Annotated in this window: 13 protein-coding genes and 1 pseudogene; 10 read left to right on the top strand and 4 right to left on the bottom strand. The window is 64.7% G+C overall.

The annotated features are described in order from the left end of the window. Window positions 1-30 precede the first annotated feature (30 nt). Window positions 31-1,845 carry a GspE/PulE family protein gene (locus M3O59_RS20280; RefSeq protein WP_116906643.1) on the bottom strand — a complete coding sequence of 605 codons (1,815 nt, stop codon included), beginning with the start codon at window positions 1,843-1,845 and terminating at the stop codon, window positions 31-33. Between the two features lie 90 nt (window positions 1,846-1,935). Here M3O59_RS20280 and glyQ point away from each other — a divergent pair, with 90 nt between their 5' ends. From glyQ to M3O59_RS20255, 5 genes are all read left to right on the top strand, one after another. Then, window positions 1,936-2,844 (top strand): glycine--tRNA ligase subunit alpha, encoded by a 909-nt coding sequence (gene glyQ / locus M3O59_RS20275; protein ID WP_064631123.1) that lies wholly within the window; start codon window positions 1,936-1,938, stop codon window positions 2,842-2,844. A gap of 299 nt (window positions 2,845-3,143) precedes the next feature. Next, window positions 3,144-5,408: a glycine--tRNA ligase subunit beta gene (gene glyS, locus M3O59_RS20270; protein WP_116906642.1), complete on the top strand. Its 2,265-nt coding sequence runs from the start codon at window positions 3,144-3,146 to the stop codon at window positions 5,406-5,408. 349 nt (window positions 5,409-5,757) lie between these two features. Further along, window positions 5,758-7,542 carry an autotransporter assembly complex protein TamA gene (locus M3O59_RS20265; RefSeq protein ID WP_161945024.1) on the top strand — a complete coding sequence of 595 codons (1,785 nt, stop codon included), beginning with the start codon at window positions 5,758-5,760 and terminating at the stop codon, window positions 7,540-7,542. Continuing rightward, window positions 7,539-11,393 carry a translocation/assembly module TamB domain-containing protein gene (locus M3O59_RS20260; protein WP_116906641.1) on the top strand — a complete coding sequence of 1,285 codons (3,855 nt, stop codon included), beginning with the start codon at window positions 7,539-7,541 and terminating at the stop codon, window positions 11,391-11,393. The genes M3O59_RS20265 and M3O59_RS20260 overlap by 4 nt, the downstream gene beginning before the upstream one ends. 47 nt (window positions 11,394-11,440) lie before the next feature. Next, window positions 11,441-11,974 carry a hypothetical protein gene (locus tag M3O59_RS20255; protein WP_116906640.1) on the top strand — a complete coding sequence of 178 codons (534 nt, stop codon included), beginning with the start codon at window positions 11,441-11,443 and terminating at the stop codon, window positions 11,972-11,974. A gap of 122 nt (window positions 11,975-12,096) precedes the next feature. On the opposite strand, the gene M3O59_RS20250 is transcribed toward M3O59_RS20255, so the two are convergent. Further along, complete coding sequence (locus tag M3O59_RS20250) at window positions 12,097-13,080, bottom strand: IS5 family transposase (protein ID WP_373418983.1); 984 nt, start codon at window positions 13,078-13,080, stop codon at window positions 12,097-12,099. 289 nt (window positions 13,081-13,369) lie between these two features. Between M3O59_RS20250 and M3O59_RS20245 the strand changes: the two genes are divergently transcribed. The 3 genes and pseudogenes from M3O59_RS20245 (at window position 13,370) to M3O59_RS20235 (ending at window position 14,452) form a co-directional block, all read left to right on the top strand. Continuing rightward, window positions 13,370-13,798, top strand: a complete 429-nt coding sequence (locus tag M3O59_RS20245; RefSeq protein WP_116904759.1) for a hypothetical protein — start codon at window positions 13,370-13,372, stop codon at window positions 13,796-13,798. Between the two features lie 10 nt (window positions 13,799-13,808). Next, window positions 13,809-14,244: pseudogene (locus tag M3O59_RS20240) on the top strand (3-dehydroquinate dehydratase). Then, complete coding sequence (locus M3O59_RS20235) at window positions 14,225-14,452, top strand: hypothetical protein (protein ID WP_064631115.1); 228 nt, start codon at window positions 14,225-14,227, stop codon at window positions 14,450-14,452. Before M3O59_RS20240 ends, M3O59_RS20235 begins: the two are co-directional and overlap by 20 nt. Before the next feature lie 183 nt (window positions 14,453-14,635). Here the strand turns inward: M3O59_RS20235 and M3O59_RS20230 are convergent, their stop codons facing one another. Together M3O59_RS20230 and M3O59_RS20225 are read right to left on the bottom strand one after the other, a co-directional pair. Next, window positions 14,636-16,369, bottom strand: coding sequence for an outer membrane protein assembly factor BamB family protein (locus M3O59_RS20230; protein WP_147308419.1), 1,734 nt, complete (start codon window positions 16,367-16,369; stop codon window positions 14,636-14,638). A gap of 781 nt (window positions 16,370-17,150) precedes the next feature. Further along, window positions 17,151-17,735 (bottom strand): gluconokinase, encoded by a 585-nt coding sequence (locus M3O59_RS20225; protein ID WP_116904760.1) that lies wholly within the window; start codon window positions 17,733-17,735, stop codon window positions 17,151-17,153. 156 nt (window positions 17,736-17,891) lie between these two features. On the opposite strand from M3O59_RS20225, the gene M3O59_RS20220 reads away from it, so the two are divergent. Both M3O59_RS20220 and M3O59_RS20215 read left to right on the top strand, forming a co-directional pair. After that, window positions 17,892-19,274: an MFS transporter gene (locus tag M3O59_RS20220; protein ID WP_249047044.1), complete on the top strand. Its 1,383-nt coding sequence runs from the start codon at window positions 17,892-17,894 to the stop codon at window positions 19,272-19,274. A gap of 2 nt (window positions 19,275-19,276) precedes the next feature. After that, the gene (locus M3O59_RS20215; protein ID WP_249047043.1) at window positions 19,277-21,676 is read left to right on the top strand and encodes a GH36-type glycosyl hydrolase domain-containing protein; all 2,400 of its coding nucleotides are present in this window, start codon (window positions 19,277-19,279) and stop codon (window positions 21,674-21,676) included. Window positions 21,677-21,770: the final 94 nt, after the last annotated feature.

The following is a 21,770-nucleotide window of genomic DNA, read 5'->3' as shown; positions in this document are numbered from 1 at the left end:
AACCACGCCCAAGCAGCACGGAGGATCCGCTCACTCCCGCGGCGGTAATACCGACAGCACTTCCTCCACCGTGGTCAGCCCGGCGGCGACCTTTTCCAGGCCGGTGCGCCGCAGGGTGCGCAGGCCTTCGCCGCGGGCGGCGTGGCTGAAGCTGGCCAGATCGGTGTCGGCGCGTATCAGGCTGCGCAAGCGCGGGGTGACCGGCAGCAATTCGTACAGGCCCACGCGGCCCAGATAGCCGGTGCGGCGGCATTCCAGGCAGCCGACCGGGGCGTGCACGTTGAGCACCTCCGGCAGCGCTTCGCCCGGCTCGCGGATGGCCGCCCACGCGTCGTCGCTGAGCGTGTGCGGGCGCTTGCAGTGCACGCACAGGGTGCGCACCAGCCGCTGCGCCAGCACGCCGTTGAGCGTGGAGGCCACCAGGTAATGCGGCACGCCCAGGTCGAGCAGGCGGGTGATCGCCGAGGCAGCATCGTTGGTGTGCAGCGTGGACAACACCAGGTGCCCGGTGAGCGAAGCCTGCACCGCCATCTGCGCTGTTTCCAGGTCGCGGATTTCGCCGATCATGATGATGTCCGGGTCCTGCCGCAGCAGCGTGCGCACACCGCTGGCAAAATCCAGGTCGATGTTCTGCTGCACCTGCATCTGGTTGAATTCCGGCGCGATCATTTCGATCGGGTCTTCCACGCTGCACACGTTCACGTCCGGCGTGGCCAGGCGCTTGAGCGTGGAATACAGCGTGGTGGTCTTGCCCGAACCGGTCGGGCCGGTGACCAGCACGATGCCGTGCGGTCGCTCGACCAGCGCGCTCCAGCCGGCGGCTTCTTCGGGGCTGAAACCGAGTTGCTCGATGCTCTTGAACGCCGAATCCGGGTCGAAGATGCGCATCACGCATTTTTCGCCGAACGCGGTGGGCATGGTGGACAGACGCATTTCCACCTCGCGCCCGCCCGGCGAGCGGGTCTTGATGCGGCCGTCCTGCGGGCGGCGGCGTTCGGCCAGGTCCATGCGGCCTAGGACCTTGATGCGGCTGACCACGGCAGTCATCACCGACGGCGGCACTTCCAGCACCTTGTGCAGCACGCCATCGATGCGGAAGCGCATGCGCCCGGCCTCGCGGCGCGGCTCCAGATGGATGTCGCTGGCCCGCTGCTCGTAGGCGTATTGCAGCAGCCAGTCGACGATATGCACGATGTGGTGATCGTCGGCATTGACGTCGCCGGCGCGGCCCAGTTCCACCAATTGCTCGAAGCTGGGCAGGCCCGCGTTCGACTCGGTGCTGCGCGCATCGCCGCGCGCGCCGCGTACCGACTGGGTCACGCCGAAGAACTCCATCGTGTAGCGATGCAGATCCAGCGGGTTGATCAGCGCCAGCTCGATGCGGCGCCGGCTCAAGTGCTGCACGTCGGCCAGCCATTCCAGCGCCAGCGGCTCGCTGGTGGCGATCAGCACCCGTTCGGTATCCAGCGCCAGCGGCAGGATGCGGTGGCGGCGCGCATAGGCATGCGAGACCACGCCGGTGACCGCGGCCACATCGATGCGGGTGGGATCGATACGTAGATAGCGCAGGCCGGTGCGGGTGGCCAGCCACTCGGTGAGTCGTTCCAGCCCGAGTTCACCGGCCGGCGGCTGCGCGGCATGCAACTTCAGATTGGCCAGCAGCACCAGCGGATGCACGTCGCTGGCAGTGCGCGCGCCGGCCGCGGAGAACTGCACACGCTCGTGTTCGTGCGGCACCACCATGCCATCGGCGAGCAGGGCAGCGGCCACCGGGTCGAACATCAGCCGGCCGCGCGGCAGCAGTGCCACGGCGTTATCCGGATCGGCGGTGCGCCGCTGTTCCATGCGTGTTGGTCCCCTGCAGCGGTGCTCCGCAGCAAAGCGCTACGGGTCGGCCGGTATACTAGCGCACCCCTTCCGCACGGCCTTTGCTGCATGTCCGATTCCCGGCGCGTTCCAATCACTTTTCAGGGCCTGATCCAGACCCTCAACCAGTACTGGGCCGAGCAGGGCTGCGTGCTGATCCAGCCGCTGGACCTGGAAGTGGGCGCAGGCACGTTCCATCCGGCCACCTTCCTGCGCGCGCTGGGGCCGGAGCCGTGGAATGCGGCCTACGTGCAACCTTCGCGCCGTCCCACCGATGGCCGCTACGGCGAAAATCCCAACCGCCTGCAGCGCTACTACCAGTACCAGGTGGCGATGAAGCCCAACCCGGACAACATCCAGGACCTGTACCTGGGCTCGCTCAAGGCGCTGGGCATCGACCCGCTGGTGCACGACCTGCGCTTTGTCGAAGACAACTGGGAATCGCCCACGCTCGGCGCCTGGGGCCTGGGCTGGGAGGTCTGGCTCAACGGCATGGAGGTGACCCAGTTCACCTACTTCCAGCAGGCTGGCGGCCTGGAGTGCAAGCCGGTGCTGGGCGAGATCACCTACGGGCTGGAACGGTTGTGCATGTATCTGCAGAGCTGCGACAACGTCTACGACCTGGTGTGGACCTACGGCCCGGATGGCGCCGCGGTGACGTATGGCGATGTGTACCACCAGAACGAGGTGGAGCAGAGCACCTACAACTTCGAGCACGCCAATGTGGCCGAGCTGTTCCATCGCTTCGATGCCTGCGAAGCCGAAGCCAAGCAGTTGGTCGAGGTGGGCCTGCCGCTGCCGGCGTACGAGCAGGTGACCAAGGCCAGCCACGCGTTCAACCTGCTGGATGCGCGCCGCGCCATCAGCGTGACCGAACGCCAGCGCTACATCCTGCGCGTGCGCGCGCTGGCCCAGGGCGTGGCGCAGGCGTATTACGCGCAGCGCGAGAAGCTGGGCTTTCCCGGGGTAAAGAAGTAACGCAACGCCTCTCTCCCGCCGGGAGAGGGGTTGGGGTGAGGGTACGGAGGCGCAGCTCTCTTGCATCCAAACTCCATGGGCTTCGCCCGTACCCTCATCCGCCCCTTTCGGGGAACCTTCTCCCGGTGGGAGAAGGAAGCAACAAGCCCCTCTCCCGTCGGGAGAGGGGTTGGGGTGAGGGTACGGGGCGCAGCCCTCATGCACTCAAACTCCACAGAGCTTCGCCCGTACCCTCATCCGCCCCTTCGGGGCACCTTCTCCCGATGGGAGAAGGGAACAATGCACAAGGTCCACCTGACATGAGCGAACAACTTCCCCTGCTGGTCGAACTGGGCACCGAAGAGCTGCCGGTCAGGGCGCTGCCGGGCCTGGCGCAGGCTTTCTTCGACGGTGTGCTGGCCGGGCTGGAAAAGCGCGGTATCGCGGTCACCCGCGGCGATGCCAAACCGTTGTCCACGCCGCGCCGGCTGGCGGTGCTGCTGCCGGGCGTGGCGACCGAGCAGCCGGAGCAGCGCTCCGAAGTGCTTGGGCCGTATCTCACTATTGCGCTGGATGCCGAAGGCCAACCGACCAAGGCGCTGGCTGGATTTGCGGCAAAAGCCGGCATCGACTGGACCGCGCTGGAGCGCACCAGCGACGCCAAGGGCGAGCGCTTCGTGCATCGCGCGGTGACGCCGGGCGCGCGCACTGCCGCGTTGCTGCCCGACATCCTGCGCGAAGCCATCGCTGCCATGCCGATCCCCAAGCCGATGCGCTGGGGCGCGCACGAGTACGCCTTCGCACGGCCGGTGCAGTGGCTGGTGTTGTTGTTCGGTAACGAGGTGAGTCCGGCCGAATTGCTGGGCGTGCGCGGCGATCGCGTGACGCGCGGGCACCGCTTCATGCATGAAGGCGCGGTGTCGTTGGCTGCGCCGGGCGACTACATCGACGCGCTACGCGCAGCGCATGTGCTGGTGGACGCCGACGCGCGCCGCTCCCGCATCGTCGAAGAAGTGCAAGCGGCCGCCAAACAGGCCGGCGGCAGTGCGCGCATCAGCGACGACAACCTGGAGCAGGTGGTCAACCTGGTCGAATGGCCGTCGGCGGTGCTGTGCAGTTTCGAGCGCGATTTCCTGGCGGTGCCGCAGGAAGCGCTGATCGAAACCATGGAGATCAACCAGAAGTTCTTCCCGGTGCTGGATGACGGTGGCAAGTTGACCGAGCAGTTCATCGGCATCGCCAATATCGAATCCCGGAACGTGGCCGAAGTGGCCAAGGGCTACGAGCGCGTGATCCGCCCGCGTTTTGCCGATGCCAAGTTCTTCTTCGACGAAGACCTCAAGCAGGGGCTGAAAGCGATGGGCGCAGGCCTGGCTACTGTCACGTATCAGGCCAAGCTGGGCAGCGTGGCCGACAAGGTCGCGCGCGTGGCGGCACTGGCCGAGGCGATTGCGCCGCAGGTGGGTGCCGACCCGGTGCAGGCCCGGCGCGCTGCGGAACTGGCCAAGAACGACCTGCAATCGCGCATGGTCAACGAATTCCCGGAATTGCAGGGCATCGCCGGGCGTCACTACGCCAAGGCCGCTGGCGAGCCGAGCGAGATTTCGCTGGCCATCGACGAGGCCTACCAACCACGTTTTGCCGGCGACGACATCGCACTGTCGCCGCTGGGCAAGGTACTGGCGATCGCCGAGCGGCTGGACACGCTGGCCGGTGGGTTTGCGGCCGGGCTGAAGCCGACCGGTAACAAGGACCCGTTTGCGCTGCGGCGTAATGCGCTGGGGTTGGCGCGGACGGTGATTGAGAGTGGGTTTGATCTCAACCTAAAACAGTGCGTGCTCACTGCGGTTATCAATGCTGAGCTAGCAGCTACCAGAAAGCGATCTGTTGATTTTCTGGTTAAGGCAGAACCCCTCTCAAGTGATATGTCGTCGATGGGAATTAGTTTTAACACCGAAAAATTACTCGATAAATTGCCCGAGCAGAAAGATTTTGAAGCGAAGTGGTTGTCCAGCACTCATGAAATCTTCGACTTTATCCTCGACCGCCTACGCGTCTATTACGCCGACAAAGGTGTGCCGGCAACCCACTTCAATGCGGTCGCCGCACTGTTCTCGGTCGCGCCCGAGGGCGCTCCTACGGGGCTCGTAGGAGCGCACCTGGGCGCAACCCACGGTTCCCTCTACGACTTCGACCGCCGCATCGAGGCCATCGGCATCTTCGCCACGCTACCCGAAGCCGAAGCCCTGGCCGCCGCCAACAAGCGCATCCGCAATATCCTGCGCAAGGTCGAGGGCGACATCCCCGGCGACATCGACACCAGCCTGCTGCGCGAACCGGCCGAAGAAGCCCTGGCCGAAGCCGTGGAAGCGGCCATCGGCGACACCGGCGATGCGCTGCATCGCCACGACTACGTCGCCGTGCTGGCCCGCCTGGCCCGCCTGCGCCCGCAGGTGGATGCCTTCTTCGATGGCGTCATGGTCAATGCCGAAGATCCGCAACTGCGCGCCAACCGACTGGCCTTGCTGAAGAAGCTCGGCGACCGTCTCGGCAGCGTTGCCGCCATCGAGCATCTGTCCAGTTGATTGACGATGGGCGTGACGGCCCTTGCCGCCGTCACACACCGGCCCGTGATATCCGCGCCTGACCGATTCATCAGTGGTGCGCTGCAGCGTTGCCGCCGTGGTGCGACACGATGCATGGATGCCTCATCCTCCCGGTAAAGGAGAACGTTGCATCAGGTCGACCCCTACGGGTCTGTCGGCCCTGTGAGGGGATTGCCTCCCGACGTCCATGCACGCTCAAGGACTGCGATCTCGTTTGGCCAACGACATGTGCGTGAATGTGCATGCGCACGTGACAGGGGACATGGCACTCTCGACCCCTAGACGCCCCATTAACAGACCTTCGCGGTCCTCCCGGTATCCTGCGCCAATGCGATTCATTTTCCGGGTTCGCCCCGTTCTCTTGCTTTTGTGCATCCTGGCCGGCCCTGTCTTCGCCCGGGCAACCATCGACAAGATCGAAATCAAGGGCTTGGACGGCGGCGCCGACGCGGAGATGATCGAGAACATCCAGGTCTCCCTGTCTCTGTACGAGGCCGTGGGCAAGGAGCAGGGCGAGTCGCGATTGGAGTACCTGCTGGCCCAGGCGGAGCGGCAGACGCGCGAAGCGCTGGAGCCCTTTGGCTATTACTCGCCAACCATCGAGCTGGCCGCACCGCGCACCGGCGACAAGGTGACGGTGGTGATCACCGTGGAGCGCGGCGAACCGGTACGCGTGCGGCAGTCGCATATCTCCATCACCGGCTGGGCCGAGCAGGACCGTTACCTGGGCCAGGATCTCAAGCAGTTCGAACCGCGCGAAGGCCAGGTCTTCAGTCATCCGCAATATGAAGCCAGCAAGGTGCGCATCACCCGGCGTCTGGCCGAGCGCGGTTACTTCGATGCCGATTTCACCCAGCGCCGCGTTGCGGTGACGCGCGCAGAGCACGCCGCCGATATCGATCTGAACTGGGACAGCGGCCGCCGCTACGACATGGGCAAGGTGCGCTTCGACTACGACTACTTCCGCCCCGGCCTGTTCGAGCCGCTGGTGTACTGGGACGAGGGCAGTTACTACCACGAAGGCAAGCTGGATCGGCTGCGCGAGTCGCTGACCAAGCTGGATTACTTCAGCACCATCGATATCCAGCCCAAGCCCGAAGAAGCCGACGCCGATGGCCGCGTGCCGGTCGAGGTCAAGCTCACCCGCGCCAAGCGCACCGTCTATACCTCCGGTCTGAGCTACGGCAGCGAGAGCGGCGCCGGTGTGCGCGGCGGCGTGGAGCGACGTTACGTCAATTCGCGCGGCCACAAGATGGACACGCAGCTGGACTACGCGCAGAACCGCAAGAGCCTGACCACCAGTTACCGGGTGCCGGCGTTTCGCTGGCTGGACGGCTGGTATACGGCCTCGGCGCGGTTGTATGACGAACAGACCGAATACATCGACCTGCGCAACGTCAAGCTCACCGGCAGCCGCAGCGGCCAGATCAACGAGCGCTGGAGCGCGATCGCCTCCATCAACGCCTTGCGCGAGCGCTGGCGTTTCAGCAGTGGCGACGATTTCGAAGGTGCGGTGTACGAGACTTCCACGCTGGTCTATCCGCAGTTGCAGGTGAACTACGTCAACGTCGACGACCGCCTGTTTCCGCGCAGTGGTGTGTCCGGGCAGGCGTTCATCCGCGGCGGTGCCGAAGGCGCCGGCTCGGATACCAACTTCGGCCAGGTCTACGGCCAGCTACGCTGGTTTCTGGGCGCTGGCGACAACGGGCGGGTGATCCTGCGCGGCGAAGGCGGCACTACCTGGACCAGCGATCTGGTGGCGATGCCGCCGAGCCTGCGCTTCTTTGCCGGCGGCGCCAACAGCATTCGCGGTTATGCGTTCCGCGAAGTCGGCCCACGCACGCCCAAGCCGGACGAATTCGCGCTGGGTGCCAAGAACGCGGTCACCGCCAGTGCCGAGTACGAGCATTACCTCAAGGGCGGCCCGTGGGGCGGGGCGGTGTTCGTCGACAGCGGTAGCGCCTTCGACGACACGCCCGATTGGCACACCGGTATCGGCTTCGGCTTGCGGTGGCGCTCGCCGGTGGGCCCGGTGCGCGTGGATATCGCGCATGGTTTGAATGACCCCGACTCGCAGTTCCAGCTCTACATCGATATCGGGGCCAACCTGTGAGCGCACCTACGCCGCCCCCCGCACCGCGCCGCGCGCGTTTCTATCGCCGCCGCCGGTTCTGGGTGGGCTCGGGCTTGACCGTGCTGGGATTGGTGCTGCTGGTCTTGATCGCGGTGTATTGGTTGCTGCAGACCGTGGCCGGGCGCGATGTGTTGCTGGCGCAGGTGGTGGCGCGCTTGCCGGTCGGCGCCACGTTTACCTACGGCAAGGTCGAAGGCCCGGTCGCCGGCCCGCTGACCTTGCGCGATGTCGACTTCAAGTATCAGGACATCCACTTCACCGCCGAGCGCGTGTATCTGGAACCGGACCTGCGCCCGCTGCTCGGCCGCAAGCTGCAACTGGATGCGGTGCAGGTCAGCAACGCCACCTTGAATCTGGGCAAGAGCGACGAACCGTTCACCTTGCCCAGCTGGCCCGAGTCGCTGCCGCAGATCAACGTGCCGCTGGCGATCCAGGCCGACAAGATCGATGTGCAGAACCTGCGCATCACCCAGCTGCAGCAGCCGATGATCGTGCTGCACACCGTGCAGGGTGGCCTGGAAGTGGCCACCGGCGAGCTGCGCACGCGCGATCTGGTGGTCGACACCGACATGGGCGATTTCCGCCTGCATGGCGACTACATCCCCAACGACGATTACCGCGCCGACCTCACCGCCACCGCGGTGCTGCCGGCCGCACGCGGGCGCACGCCGGCCAGCCTGGGGCTGGTGGCACGCGGCGATCTGGACAAGATGGAAGTGGCCATCGCCGGCCGCGCGCCGGCACCGCTGCACGCCAGCCTGGTGTTCACCGGCCGCGACGACCCGACCTGGGCGTTCAAGGCCGTCACCGAGGCATTGGATACCTCGCTGTTGATTCCGGCTGCCGATGGCGCGGCCAGCGCGCCGGCCACGCCGATCGCATTGAACCTGACCGCCTCCGGCAAGGGCGGCAACGCCGACCTGCAGGGCAGCGTCAAACAGGGCGAGTTGAGCGCCACCCTGCAGCCGTCGCATATCAGCCTGGCCGATCAGGTGCTGACCGTCGAACCGCTGGTGATCGACACCTTCGAAGGCCGCACGCAACTGCGCGGCACCGCCGACTTCCGCGATACCCAGAATCCGAGTTTCCGTTTTGCCGTCAATGCCAGTGGCCTGCGCTTCACCCCGACGCAAGACCCGGCCACCCCGGATGCACCGCTGGTGCCGGTGGAGTTGAAAGAGGCGCGCCTGGGCGTTGCCGGCACCTTGAAGGCCTGGGCGGCGATCGGCCGCGCCACGCTGGAGCGCGACGGCCAACAGGCCGCGCTGGTGTTCGATAGCCGCGGCAACGACCAACGCGCGCAGCTCAAGCAGGTGCAGGCCAAGACGCCGGGCGGCTCGCTGGATGTCACCGGCGAGGTGGGCTGGGCACCGGAACTGCAATGGGATGTCACCGCGCAGCTGGCCAAGTTCGACCCGGGCTATTTTGCGCCGGGCTGGAACGGCAATCTCTCTGGCAACGTCGCTTCCAAGGGCCGGCAGTTGCCGGCACCGGCCGGCGGCGTGTCGCCGGGCTTCGAGGCCACCGCGGATATTCCGACCCTGACCGGCCAGCTGCGCCAGCGCGCACTGTCGGCCAATGGCAAGTTCGCCTTGCGCGGTGAGCAGGGCGAGGGCGAACTGCAGCTGGCGCTGGGCAATAGCCGCATCACTGCCAAGGGCAAGGTCGGCGACCAGCTGGACATCGCCGCACAGCTGCAGCCGCTGCAACTGGACGACGCGCTGCCTGGGGCCACCGGCACCGTGCGCGGGCACCTGCAGGTCAGCGGCAAGCGCGATGCGCCGGACATCACCGCCGACATCGCCGGCAACGGCCTGCGTTGGAACACCTATAGCGCGCAGAGCATCAGCTTGCGTGGCCGGTTGCCGTGGCGTGGCAGCGATGGGCAACTGGCCTTGCAGGGCACTGCCATCGAAGCCGGCGCGGTACTGGATAGCGTGCGCGTGCAGGCGCGCGGCGCGGTGGAAGCGCTGCGGCTTGATGCAGAGATCGCCAACAGCATGGCCAGCGTCGCCTTGCAGGGTGATGTGCGCCGCAATGGCGAGCGCTGGCAGGGCCAGCTCGCCACGCTGCGCATCGCCCCGTCCAAGGGCGATGCCTGGACGCTGCGCCAGCCGGCGCAGTTCAGCACCGATGGCGCCGCATTTACCTTGTCCGATACCTGCCTGGGCGCGGCCACCGGCGGCGCGTTATGCGCCAGCGCCAACTGGCCGCGTGAGGGCATGGTGGTCCACGGCGACGCATTGCCGCTGGCGCTGGTGCAACCGTGGTTGCCCAAGCAGGAAGGCCGGCAGATCTATCTGCGCGGCGAGCTGTCGCTGGACGGCAGCTTCAAGCCGCGCGGCAATGCCTGGGAAGGCAGCCTGCGCATCGCCTCGCCGGAAGGCGGCATCCGCCTCGGCGAAACCCGCTACGCCGCGGTGGCCGGCAATCCCAATCGCGGCGAGTCGCTGCGCTACGACCAATTCAGCGTGCAGGCCGATTTCACCCAGCAGCAGATCCAGGCCAAGCTCGGTATCGGCTTCCAGGGCGCGGGCTTTGTGGATGCCAAGTTCAACACTGGCTGGGATGCGTATGCGCCGCTCAACGGCGAGTTGTATCTCAACATGTCGCGGCTGTACTGGCTGGAGTTGGTCGTGGCTGACGTGGTGCGGCCCAAGGGTCTGGTCGAAGGCCATGTAAGTCTGCGCGGCACCCGCGACAAGCCGCTGCTCGGCGGCGATGCCACCCTGAGCGATTTCACTGCCGAATACCCGTCGATGGGTTTGACCTTGAGCGAGGGCAAGGGCCGTTTCGACGCGCTGCCCGATGGTTCGGCCAAGATCACCGCCTCGGCCAGATCCGGCGAAGGCACGCTGAATATCGACGGCGGCCTGTCGTGGTTCGGCACCAGCACGCCGTTGCTGCTCAATATCCGCGGGCAGAATGTGCTGGCCTACAACACCAGCGAGCTGCGCATCATCGCCAACCCGGACATGCAGTTCGGTATCACCGACAACGCCATGCAGCTGCGCGGCAAGGTCACCGTGCCCGAAGCCGATATCGATCTGGAGCGGCTGGACCGCGGCACCTCGGTGTCCGAAGACGTGGTGGTGCTGGATCCGGTGGATCCGGAAGAAACGCCGGCCTCGCCGCTGGATATGGACCTGGCCATCGTGCTCGGCGACAAGGTCAACATGAGCGGCTTCGGCCTGAAGGGGGGGCTGAGCGGGCAGATGCAGATCCGCGCGCGCCCGGGGCGCGAAATGACGGCCAACGGCGGGCTGGATGTGCGTGGTCGCTACAAGGCCTACGGCCAGGATCTGACCATCAGCCGCGGCCAGTTGACCTGGAACAACAACATCGTCTCCGACCCGCGCGTGAGCCTGCGCGCCGAACGCAAGATCGGCGATGTCACCGCCGGCATCGACGTCAGTGGCCGCGCCGAATCGCCGCGCGCCGATGTGTGGTCCGAGCCGGCCATGTCGCAATCCGAAGCACTTTCCTACCTGGTGCTTGGCCGCGGGCTGTCCACCGCCAGCAGCGACGAAACCCAGCAGGTCAGCGCCGCCTCGGCGGCACTGTCGGCCGGCAGCAGCCTGATCGCCTCGCAGATCGGCGCCAAGCTCGGCCTGGACGAAGCCGGCGTCAGCCAATCCAGCACCCTGGGCTCGGTGGTGGGCTTCGGCAAATATCTCTCGCCCAAGTTGTACGTCGGCTACGGCGTCTCGATGATCGGCGGCGGCTCGGTGCTGACGCTGAAATACCTGCTCAGCCGCGGCTTCGACGTGGAAGCCGAATCGAGCACGGTGGAGACCAAGGGGTCGGTGAACTGGCGGCGGGAGAAGTAGCTTCCGGTCCAGAAGAGCGAGTATGGCAAGAGCGCGAAGGATAAATAATGCTAACTACTGCAGATTTTATCGGGCCCTCTTCTCAAGACGAATTTGTCAGGGCCCTCGAGACTGAAGATATTATCGGCTGCGTACTTCGTCTCCATCTTCATGTTGAGGAGTTGCTGGCTGTACTGTTAAATTCGTCAATAACGACCGAAATCGCAAAGATAATCACGGTGCCTCAGAACTTTTCTCACAAAGTTCAGCTCGCCACTGCATTTGGCATGCCAGTGGAGATGGGACTAGCGGCGCTTGATTTAAATGGACTGCGAAATAAACTAGGGCATAGGCTCGGCCATCAGCTTAAACGCGAAGATGTTTCCAGCTTTGCCGAACAGGTAGATGCTGTGCGCGAGGTGCTATTTGCAAGTGTCCCCAGCGTCATGGTGAGCGCGATTGAGCTCTACAGCACAGGTAGCGGCAAGCGTCAGTTTGGAGAAGGTGATCCAATTTGGGACTTCAAAATCACTGCCGGCCTTTTGTATGGATGGATGCTTGGATATCTGGCCGAAAGGGGGTGTCTCATTCAAACAGCGTAATGCTTTAGGGATGGTCTGATCAACGGCGTCGGAGGATGATCTAAACCGCATCAGCCACTCTGATGGCACTCAGACCCTCGATTTTTTGCCATTTCCGCCGCGTTTGCGGGGTGTTGCCTGGATTACAGGCACACCTTCCCCACGACAGGCATCAACTGCTTTCGCTTCAGCCACAGGTTCGACAGCGCAAACAGCGTCAGCACCTGCGCGGTGTTCTTCGCCAAACCGCGATAGCGCACCTTGACGTAACCGAACTGGCGTTTGATCACCCGAAACGGGTGTTCCACCTTCGCGCGCAAGCTGGCCTTGGTGTGCTCCCAACGCTTGGCCCGCTTCAATTCGCGTTGGTTCTTGATCTGCTTCAGCTTGGAGGGCTTGGCTGCGATCAGGTAGCGCAACGTGCGCTTGCTCGCCATTTCCTCGCGCTTGTCCAGCCCGGTATATCCGCTATCCCCGCTGAGCGTGTCTTCCTTGCCATGCAGCAGCTTGTGCGCCTGCGTGATATCGGCGACGTTGGCTGCCGTGCATTCTACGTGGTGCACCAACCCGGACACATCGTCCACGCCGATATGCGCTTTCATTCCGAAGTAATACTGATTGCCCTTCTTGGTCTGATGCATCTGCGGATCACGCTTGCCGTCCTGGTTCTTGGTCGAACTTGGCGCTGAAATGATCGTGGCGTCTACGATCGTCCCGCTGCGCAGGCTCTGTCCCTTGCGCGACAGGTGCGCGTTGACCCGGTTGAACAGCTTGCGCGCCACATCGTGTTGCTCCAGCAAGTGGCGGAAGTTGAGTATCGTCGTCTCGTCCGGCACCTCATCCAGGCCGCCGATCTTTGCAAAACGCCGCATCGACACCGTGTCGTACAGGGCTTCTTCCGCCGATGGATCGCTCAATGCGTACCACTGCTGCAAAAAGTGGATGCGCAGCATCGTCTCCAGCCGATACGGCTGTCGCCCTGGCTGCCCCGACTTTGGATAATGCGGCTCGATCAGCGCCAGCAGGTCTTTCCACGGCACCACCTGATCCATCTCGGCCAGAAATACCTCGCGCCGCGTCTGCTTGCGCTTGCCGTTGTACTCCGCATCGCCGAAGGTCAGCTGCATCGAAATCGTCCGCTCGGTTCGTTGATCGATTGTCGCAGATCATGCTGCTTTGTTCAGAGCTTCCTTAGGCTTGTTCAAGCCCAGGAAAAGGCCGTTGTTGCACGCCGTGATCGAGCTTTAGCGCTACTAAGTTTGCCCTTTCTTGGAGGGTGAGAGACCGGCCGACGTGCGTCGGTTTCCATACGTTTTACTCACTCTTTATGCCAGCACATCGGCGCGTGCCTAGCCCCTTTACGCACCCCAAGCCTACCTTGGCACTCCCGCACAGTGGTGCGTTGAGCCAAACACGATGTGTATCCTGATTTTGCAAGGTCCTCAGGCTGGTCCGGCGCCGTTGGTGCCGATGCAGTTGCCTGAGTGTGCTGGCCGTGCATTGCGCACGTTGGCGTGTGCCGATGTGGAGAGCTTGATCGCCGAGTTGCATGCGGCCGGTGGCAATGCCGAGGTGGAGCTGGTGTTGCTGGATTCGGGCGATCTACCGTTGTCTGAGCGCAGTTGTGCGAAGGCCTTGCGCGTTGCCGTGGATGCATTGCCTACGCCGTATATCGAGCTGCATACCGATGCCGATCAGGAACTGGAGCCGTGGCTGCATGCGCAGCACGCGCCGTTGGCGGTGGTGATCACGCCGCACGATGCGCCGCGTGCGTATGCGATGTCGCTGGGCATTGCTGCGCGCTGCCTGCCGTCGTTGCACGCGCCATTGTGCGTTGCTGCCTGAGGAGCATGCCATGTCGATCATGATCTTGCGTGGGCCGGAGGCGGCGATGCCGTTGGTGCGCGGGCCGCAGCCATTGCCGCGGGCCGTCATCCGGCAGCTGGTGCAGTGTGCCGCGGATGCGGGCAGGACGGTGGCGCTGCGGGCTTGTAGCTCGGAGCAGGAATTGCTGGATGCCTTGCGCGTGGCCGGTCAGGCGCGGATGGAAATCGCGTTGATTGATCCGGGAAGTTGCGTGGACAGCGTGCGGCTGCATCGGGTGCTGGCATCGTTGCGCTATCCCTATGTGGAAACGCACGACGACAGTGCGTTGCCTGCCGGCGGGTCTTGGCGAATGCATCGCCACGGTGCGTGGTTACTGCGCGCAGAGCTATCTGCTGGGGCTGGAAATCGCGTTGGAACATCTAGGCTGCACGGAGATTCAGGGCGATGTCCACGTCGGTACCTGAGCCGCGTCAGCTGCATTACTTCGCCGACTACGAAGGCTATTGCGATGGTCGGCCGGTGCTGTGGGGGCAACTCGCCCACAGCGTGGAGGTACCTGCCGAGGGTGAGTTGGATGCCGCCGGACTGGTGTGCGCATTGCGCCGTCGCGCGGCCGAGGCGCATGGGCTGGAGGCTGGGCAGATCCGGCTGTGCCAGGTTACGCGGTTGTAGCGGTTTGCACGGGATTCCGATGTAAGTCATTGCCGCCGCGCCAACCGGCGCGCAGGCATCGGCAGTCCACCGCATCCTGCGTCAGGGCCCTGGCAACCTCACACACAACGACGCCACCCGAAGGTGGCGCCGTCGCTCTGCCGTGACTACGCCTCATTCAACGCAGATCACTTGCGTTGACGCTTACTTGGCCGCGCTGCTGTCCGGCACGAACTTGATCAGCTGGTTGCTGCTTGCAGCCGTGCCGAAGTTGAAGCGGCCGTAGCCGGCGCCCCAGTAAAGCGCACCGTCCGCAATCGCGGGCGAGCTGATCACCGAGCCGGTGGCCTCGTAGTTCCACAGCGTGGCGCCGGTATCGGTGTCGAGGGCGACCATGTTGCCGGCCATCGAACCGGCATACAGCAGGTTCGGCGACACGGTCAGCGAGCCCTGGCCGCCAGCAGGTACGGTTGGATTGACGCGGTTGATGCCGGGTACCTTGACCTGCCACTTGATCTTGCCGGTGGCTGCGTCCAACGCCGCCCACGATCCACCGTTGTGGCTGACGGTGTTGTCCGGGCCCAGCGTATAGGTGGCATTGGAACTGTTGTTGATGGCCACATAGACCTGCGATTTGTACGGATCGAACGCGGTGCCCCATTCGACGCCGCCGGTGGTGCCTCCCGGCCCGACCTGGGTGGACCACACCCTGGCGCCGGTTCTGGCGTCGAAGGCCCAGTAGATGCCGCTCTTCTGCCCGGCACCGATCAGTTGCTGCGACCGGCCGTTGCGCTGCACGGTGAACAGGTTGACGCCGGCGCCGCTGAAGTCGTAATCCGGACCGGTCAGGTCCTTGTACACCGTGTTCGGGCAAAGCCCGTTGGTGGGTGCTGCGATGCAGGACAGGTTCCAGGCGTCATAGCCCTGGACGCGATCGGCCCAGACCAGCTTGCCGCTATCGAGATTCAGTGAAATCACTGAATCGACATAGTTGTCCGGTGCCATGCAGTTGAGTTCGTCGCGTATCGGCGTTCCCGGACCGTTGTGATAAGCGCGCATGTTGGCCACGCAATTGGCCACATTGGCCGGAACGCTGTAGTTGTTGCCGGTGCCGAAATACAGGCGGCGGCTGATCGGATCGATGGCCACCTGGCCCCACACCGCGGCACCGTTATAGCCCTCCGGCACGTTGTAGAACTGCCACACCTTCTTGCCGGTGTTCAGATCCAGCGCCACCACGCTGCCACGGAAACTGAAGGTGTGAGTGGGGTCCAGGTTGCCCCAGTCGCCGGAGGAGATGCCCACGTAGATGCGGTTGCCGTAGATCACCGGCGAGGAAGTGATGCGGGCCTGCGGGTTGGCTTCGACGGTGCTCGACCACAGCAGCTTGCCGGTCTTCTTGTCGAGCGCCAGTACGGTGCCTGCAGCTTGGTCGCCGACGATGATGCTCTTGGCACTGATGGCCGGGGTATTGCGCGTCACCGAGGCGGCGTTGCCTGTGTAGTCGGACAACTTGGCCTGCCAGTTCGGCTTGCCGGTCTGAGTGTCCACGCTATACAGGGTGCCGCCCCAGTCGGGCACATACAGGGTGCCGCCTTCCACGCTCGGCGTGGCCGAGATGTCGCCGGTGGTGGTCAGCGTCCAGGCCGGCTTGAGGCCTTTGACGGTGGTGCGATTGATCTTCCACTCACCCGGAGCGAAGCGCGAATTGAAGTAGCCGCCACCGGCGGTGGGCCAGCTGCTGGGGCTGGCGAAGGGGAGGTTGCTGCCGAAGCTGCGCCAAACTTCGCCGGAGCGCGCGAACGCCTGGGTATCCAGGGACGACACCGGCTGTTGCGCGGTTGTGGCGCCAGACTGGGCGAAAGCCACTGCACTGACCAGCAGGCAGGGAACGAGCGTCAAACTGCGGAACCGCAAACGGCGTTTGGAATTGGTCATCACGGCATGTCCATAGATGGAAGGAAGCGCTGGATCCCCCCGGATCTGCCGAACGAAGATGGACGATTGAGTTGACCGCGCAACACCTGCACGGCGCTGCATTCAGAGAGCGGTCGGGTCCGTTTGCATCTGGTGCAACCAGCTCGGAAAAATTGCGTTCATCGTGTTCGCTATTCGCACAGATGGTGATGATTCATCACTATCTGCTGGGGCAGCGATAGAAAAAATGATTCGTGCGATTAGGCCTGCATCTGCGTGGTATGCGGTGGTTTGCAAGAAGTAACCAGGAAATTTTGCGCAACCTTGCGGAGGTGGCGCTGCGGCGATTCAGGCGTGGCGGGAGATGCGCGATAAGAGGCTGGTGTGCTGTGTGCAGCTGGCCGGGTTCAGTGCGCTCTGCGGCTGCGTCGAAGGGGTTTGCGGGCTGGGCGCTATGCGTAATCGGGCTGCGTAGTGGCAAGAGTGTCGCGTGAGTGTGCGATTGCAGTGGGATGGGTCATGCAGGCGTGGCCCGTACCCTCATCCGCCCCTTCGGGGCACCTTCTCCTGCAGGGAGAAGGGTGTTGCCAAACGTAAAGCAGGAGCGGCACCCTCACAACGCACAACGCACAACGCACAACGCACAACGCACAACGCACAACGCACAACGCACAACGCACAACGCACAACGCACAACGCACAACGCACAACGCACCGAGTAAGCGTATCGAGGGACAAACACTCGTACCGCACACTAGGCGGCAATCACCTCATGCCTCACGCGACAATCGCGCCTACCCACTCACACGCGTTCCGATGCGCGCGATGCATGTTGCACCGCAGCGGGACCGATCGATGCCAGCTGCGTGATCGCGTCCTGCACCACTGCGGGCACGCTGGCATCCACGTCCACCGACACCACATCCGCTTCGTCCAGCGGAAGCTCCAGCGTCTGCAGCTGGCTGTCGAGCAGCGTGGGTGGCATGAAGTGGCCGGCGCGCGCGCTCAGGCGGGCGGCGATCACGTGCGGGGCCGCATGCAGGAACACGAAGCGCATCGGCACGCCGCTGCCACGCAGCAACTGACGGTGCGTCGCGCGCAAACCGGAGAACGCCAGCACCACCGATTCGCCGGCCTGCACGCAGTCGCGCAAGGTGGCCGAGAGCAGCTCCACCCACGGCAAACGCAGTGCGTCGGTAAGCGGCTGGCCGGCAGCCATCTGCGCGCGCGCGGCCACGCTGTGATAGTCGTCGGCATCCAGAAACCGGAAGCCGTAATGCGCTGCCAGGGCCTGCGCAATGGTGGTCTTGCCGCTGCCCGAGACGCCCATCACCACGATGGCAAGCGGCGAAGCGGACGCGGGCGTGGCATGTGCAGCGGTGTCCATCACGTCAGGTTATATCTCTGGGTAGATTCGGCATTCGAGCGGATTCACGTTGGCGGCAGCCGATGCGTGGTGTAGCGTCGGCGCTCCTTGCCAGGTGAGCGGGCACCCAGCGTAACGGCGTGCCCGGCCGGGTACAACGCATGCGAAGGTCTGCCGATGACGTCACCACCCGCAACGTCTCCCGCATCGGCGCCCCTGCGCTGGCGCGAAAAGCTCGGCTACGGCGCCGGCGATCTGGGCCTGAATCTCTATTGGGCCAACATCTCGGCGTTTCTGCTGATCTTCTACACCGACACCCTGCACCTGCCGGCTGCTGCGGTCGGCACGATGATTTTGTTGACCAAGATCGCCGATGCGATCGCCGACCCGGCCATGGGCGCCATCGCCGACCGCACCCGCAGCCGCTGGGGCAAGTTCCGCCCGTATCTGTTGTGGGGCGCGATACCAATGGCGCTGACCGGCGTGCTTGCCTACACCACACCGGAGCTGGATCAGACCGGCCGCATGGTGTGGGCCACGATCACCTTCCTGGTGATGATGCTGGCCTACACGGTGGTGAGCATTCCCTACTCGGCGTTGTCGGGCGTGATCACCGCCGACAGCCAGCAGCGTACCGGGCTGATCAGCCTGCGTTTCATCGGCGCGTTTGCGGGCACCACGCTGGTCAATTACTTCACGATGGATCTGGTGCGCTGGTTCGGCGGCGGCAACGATGCGCTGGGCTGGCAGCGCACGATGATGCTGTATGGCGCCATCGCGGTGGCGCTGTTCGTCGGTGTGGCCCTGACCACGCGCGAGCGCGTGCAGCCGCCGCCGCAACAACGCACGCCGGTGCGCCGCGATATCGCCGACCTGTTGCAGAACAAGCCGTGGTGCGTGCTGTTCGTGCTGTCGCTGATCATCATGATCACCATCACCATGCGCGGCGGTTCGGGCGTGTACTACCTCAAGTATTACGTGCAGCGCCCGGATCTGGTCGGCCTGTTCCTGGGCTGCTATTCGGTGGCGTTGGGTGTGGGTGCGGCGATCACGCCGCTGCTGACCCGGCATTGGGACAAGCGCCAGCTGATGTGCGGGCTGATGGTGATCGTTGGCCTGCTGAGCTGTGCGATGTACTTCGTGCCTGCCGATGCGGTGTGGGCGATCTTCGGGTTGAACATGTTGATCGGCCTTGCATTGGGGCCGAAGTCGCCGTTGGCGTTTTCGATGTATGCCGACAGCGCCGACTACACCGAATGGCGCACCGGCCGGCGTGCGACCGCGATGACGTTTGCGGCGGCCACGTTTTCGCAGAAGCTTGGCGGCGCGCTCGCCTCGGCCGGTATCGCCTGGGTTCTGGCCGGCATGGGCTATGTGGCCAACAGCGCGCAGTCCAGCGGGTCGTTGACCGGCATCGTGCTGCTGCTGACGGTGATCCCCGGTGTGGTCGCGCTGCTTGCCGCCTGGACCATGCGTTTCTATCCGTTGGACGATGGCTTGTTGAGCCGCATCCAGCTTGAACTGGCCGCGCGCAAGCGCGACGAACCGGAGCACCCCTGACTGTGTCTGCACTGCCCACTGCTGCGTCCGACGATCTTTCAACCTTGCTGGCGCCCAGCGCCGACGGCACGCGCTACGCGCTCTACAGCCCCACCGCCATGCCCACTGCCGGCGGCTTCCTGTGGAACCGCCGCATGATGTTGCAGCTCACCTGCCGTGGCTATGCCACCGGCCAGTTCATGCAGCCGGAGCCATCCAAGTACGCGCATGCGCCGGTGCTGGAAGCGCGCAATTTCATGATGCCGGAACAGCCTTATTACGCGCACCATCCCGGGCGCTTTTTCTATCTCAAGGATGAAGATAGCGGTGCCCTGTACTCGGTGCCGCACGAGCCGGTGCGCGCGCAGCCGCAGGCATTCGAATTTTCTGCGGGCAAGCATGATGTGCGTTGGCGCGTGCAGCATGACGACATCGTGGTGGAGCTGTGCGTGGCCCTGCCCACCGACGATGTGGTGGAACTATGGGAATGTCGCGTGCATAACGCCTCCGGGCGCGCGCGGCGGTTGAGCCTGTATGTGTATTTCCCGGTCGGCTACATGTCCTGGATGCATCAGGCCGGCGGCTACGAGCCGGCGCTGGGCGGCATCGTCTGCCGTAGCGTGGCGCCGTATCAAAAAGTGGACGACTACTTTCGCCAGCGCGATTTCAAGGACTGCACCTTCCTGCTGCACGAACAGCCGCCGGTAGCGTGGGACGCGCAGCAGTTAGCCTTCGAAGGCGAGGGCGGGTTGCATGCGCCCTCTGCCATCCAGGCCGAACAGCTGGGCAACAGCCAGGCGCATTACGAAACACCGGCCGCCGCGTTGCAATATCGTCTGCAGCTGGAGGCCGATGCGGCCAGCGTGTACCGCTTCGCATTCGGGCCGGCCAAGGACGATGCAGAAATTGCCGCACTGCGTGCGCGCTACCTGTCGGAAGCAGGCTTTGCGCAAGCGGCGCGTGAGTATGCGCAGTACCTGCAGGCCGGCCATGGCTGCGTGCAGATCGCCACGCCGGATGCAGCGTTGGACAACCTGGTCAACCATTGGCTGCCGCGTCAGGTGTTCTATCACGGCGACGTCAATCGCCTGAGCACCGATCCGCAGACGCGCAATTATCTGCAGGACCACATGGGCATGGCCTATCTGCAGCCGGCCACCGCGCGTGCGGCGCTGCTGCATGCGCTGTCGCAGCAGGAACCCAGCGGGGCGATGCCGGACGGCATCCTGCTGGTGGAAGGCGCCGAGCTCAAATACATCAACCAGGTACCGCATACCGACCACTGCGTGTGGTTGCCGATCTTCCTGAGCGCGTATCTGGCCGAAACCGGCGATGCCAGCGTGCTGGAGGCAGTGGTCCGCACGCGGGACGGCCACGCGCTCAGCGTGGCCGAGCGGCTGGATGCGGCCATGCAATGGTTGCTGGACGCACGCGATGCACGCGGGTTGAGCTTCATCGCCCAGGGTGACTGGAACGACCCGATGAACATGGTCGGCTGGCGCGGCAAGGGCGTGTCCGGCTGGCTGACCGTGGCGACGGCTTACGCGCTGCGGCTGTGGTCGAGCATCTGCGCTGCGCACGGACGCAGCGCACAGGCGGAAAGATTTGGCCAGGCGGTGGCCGCGGTCAATGCCGACGCCAATCGTGAGCTGTGGGACGGCAACTGGTATGCGCGCGGCATCACCGACGACGGTGTGCGTTTCGGCATCGCCGAGGATGTGGAGGGGCGCATCTATCTCAATCCGCAGAGTTTTGCGCTGCTGGCCGGCACTGCGGATGCGCAGCAACGCGCGGCGCTATTGGAGGCGGTACGCGAGCAGCTGCATACGCCGTATGGACCGGTGATGCTGGCGCCGGCCTACACCCACATGCGCGACGACGTGGGGCGGTTGACCCAGAAGTGGCCGGGCGCGGCAGAGAACGGGGCGGTCTACAACCATGCGGTGGCGTTCTACCTGTACAGCCTGTACCAGATCGGCGAGGCCGACCGCGCGTGGGAGATCCTGCGCGCGATGCTGCCGGGCCCGACGCGCGAGGACGTGCTGCAACGCGGCCATCTGCCGGTGTCGCTGCCCAACTACTACCGTGGCGCGTGGCATCAGTACCCGCGTACCGCCGGGCGGTCCAGCCAGTTGTTCAACACCGGCACGGTGGCGTGGGTGTATCGCTGCGTGCTGGAAGGTTTGTTCGGGCTGGTCGGCGAGGGCGACGCACTGGCGATCCGCCCGCAGCTGCCGTCGCATTGGCCGCACGCGCAGGTGACGCGCCAGTTCCGCGGTGCGCAGTTCGAAGTACAGCTGCAGCGCGAAGCCGGACGCGTGGCGACGGAGGTGCTGGTGGATGGCGTGGTCAGCGCGGACCAGCACGTGCACGCGGTGACCGCCGGTCGGGTGTATCGGGTGCAGGTGCGGCTGCCGGGCTGAGCGGCCCTCACCCGCCCTCCGGGCACCCTTTCCCGCAGGCGGGAGAGGGGAGCGGCCAACACCGGGTAGCCGCCGCATCATCGGCTGATCGCGA

The sequence above is a fragment of the Xanthomonas nasturtii genome (assembly GCF_023337365.3).
GTDB classification, from domain to species: Bacteria; Pseudomonadota; Gammaproteobacteria; order Xanthomonadales; family Xanthomonadaceae; genus Xanthomonas; species Xanthomonas nasturtii.
The sequence above is the reverse complement of the archived record's forward strand: the minus strand, read 5'-3'. Positions and strand labels throughout refer to the sequence as shown.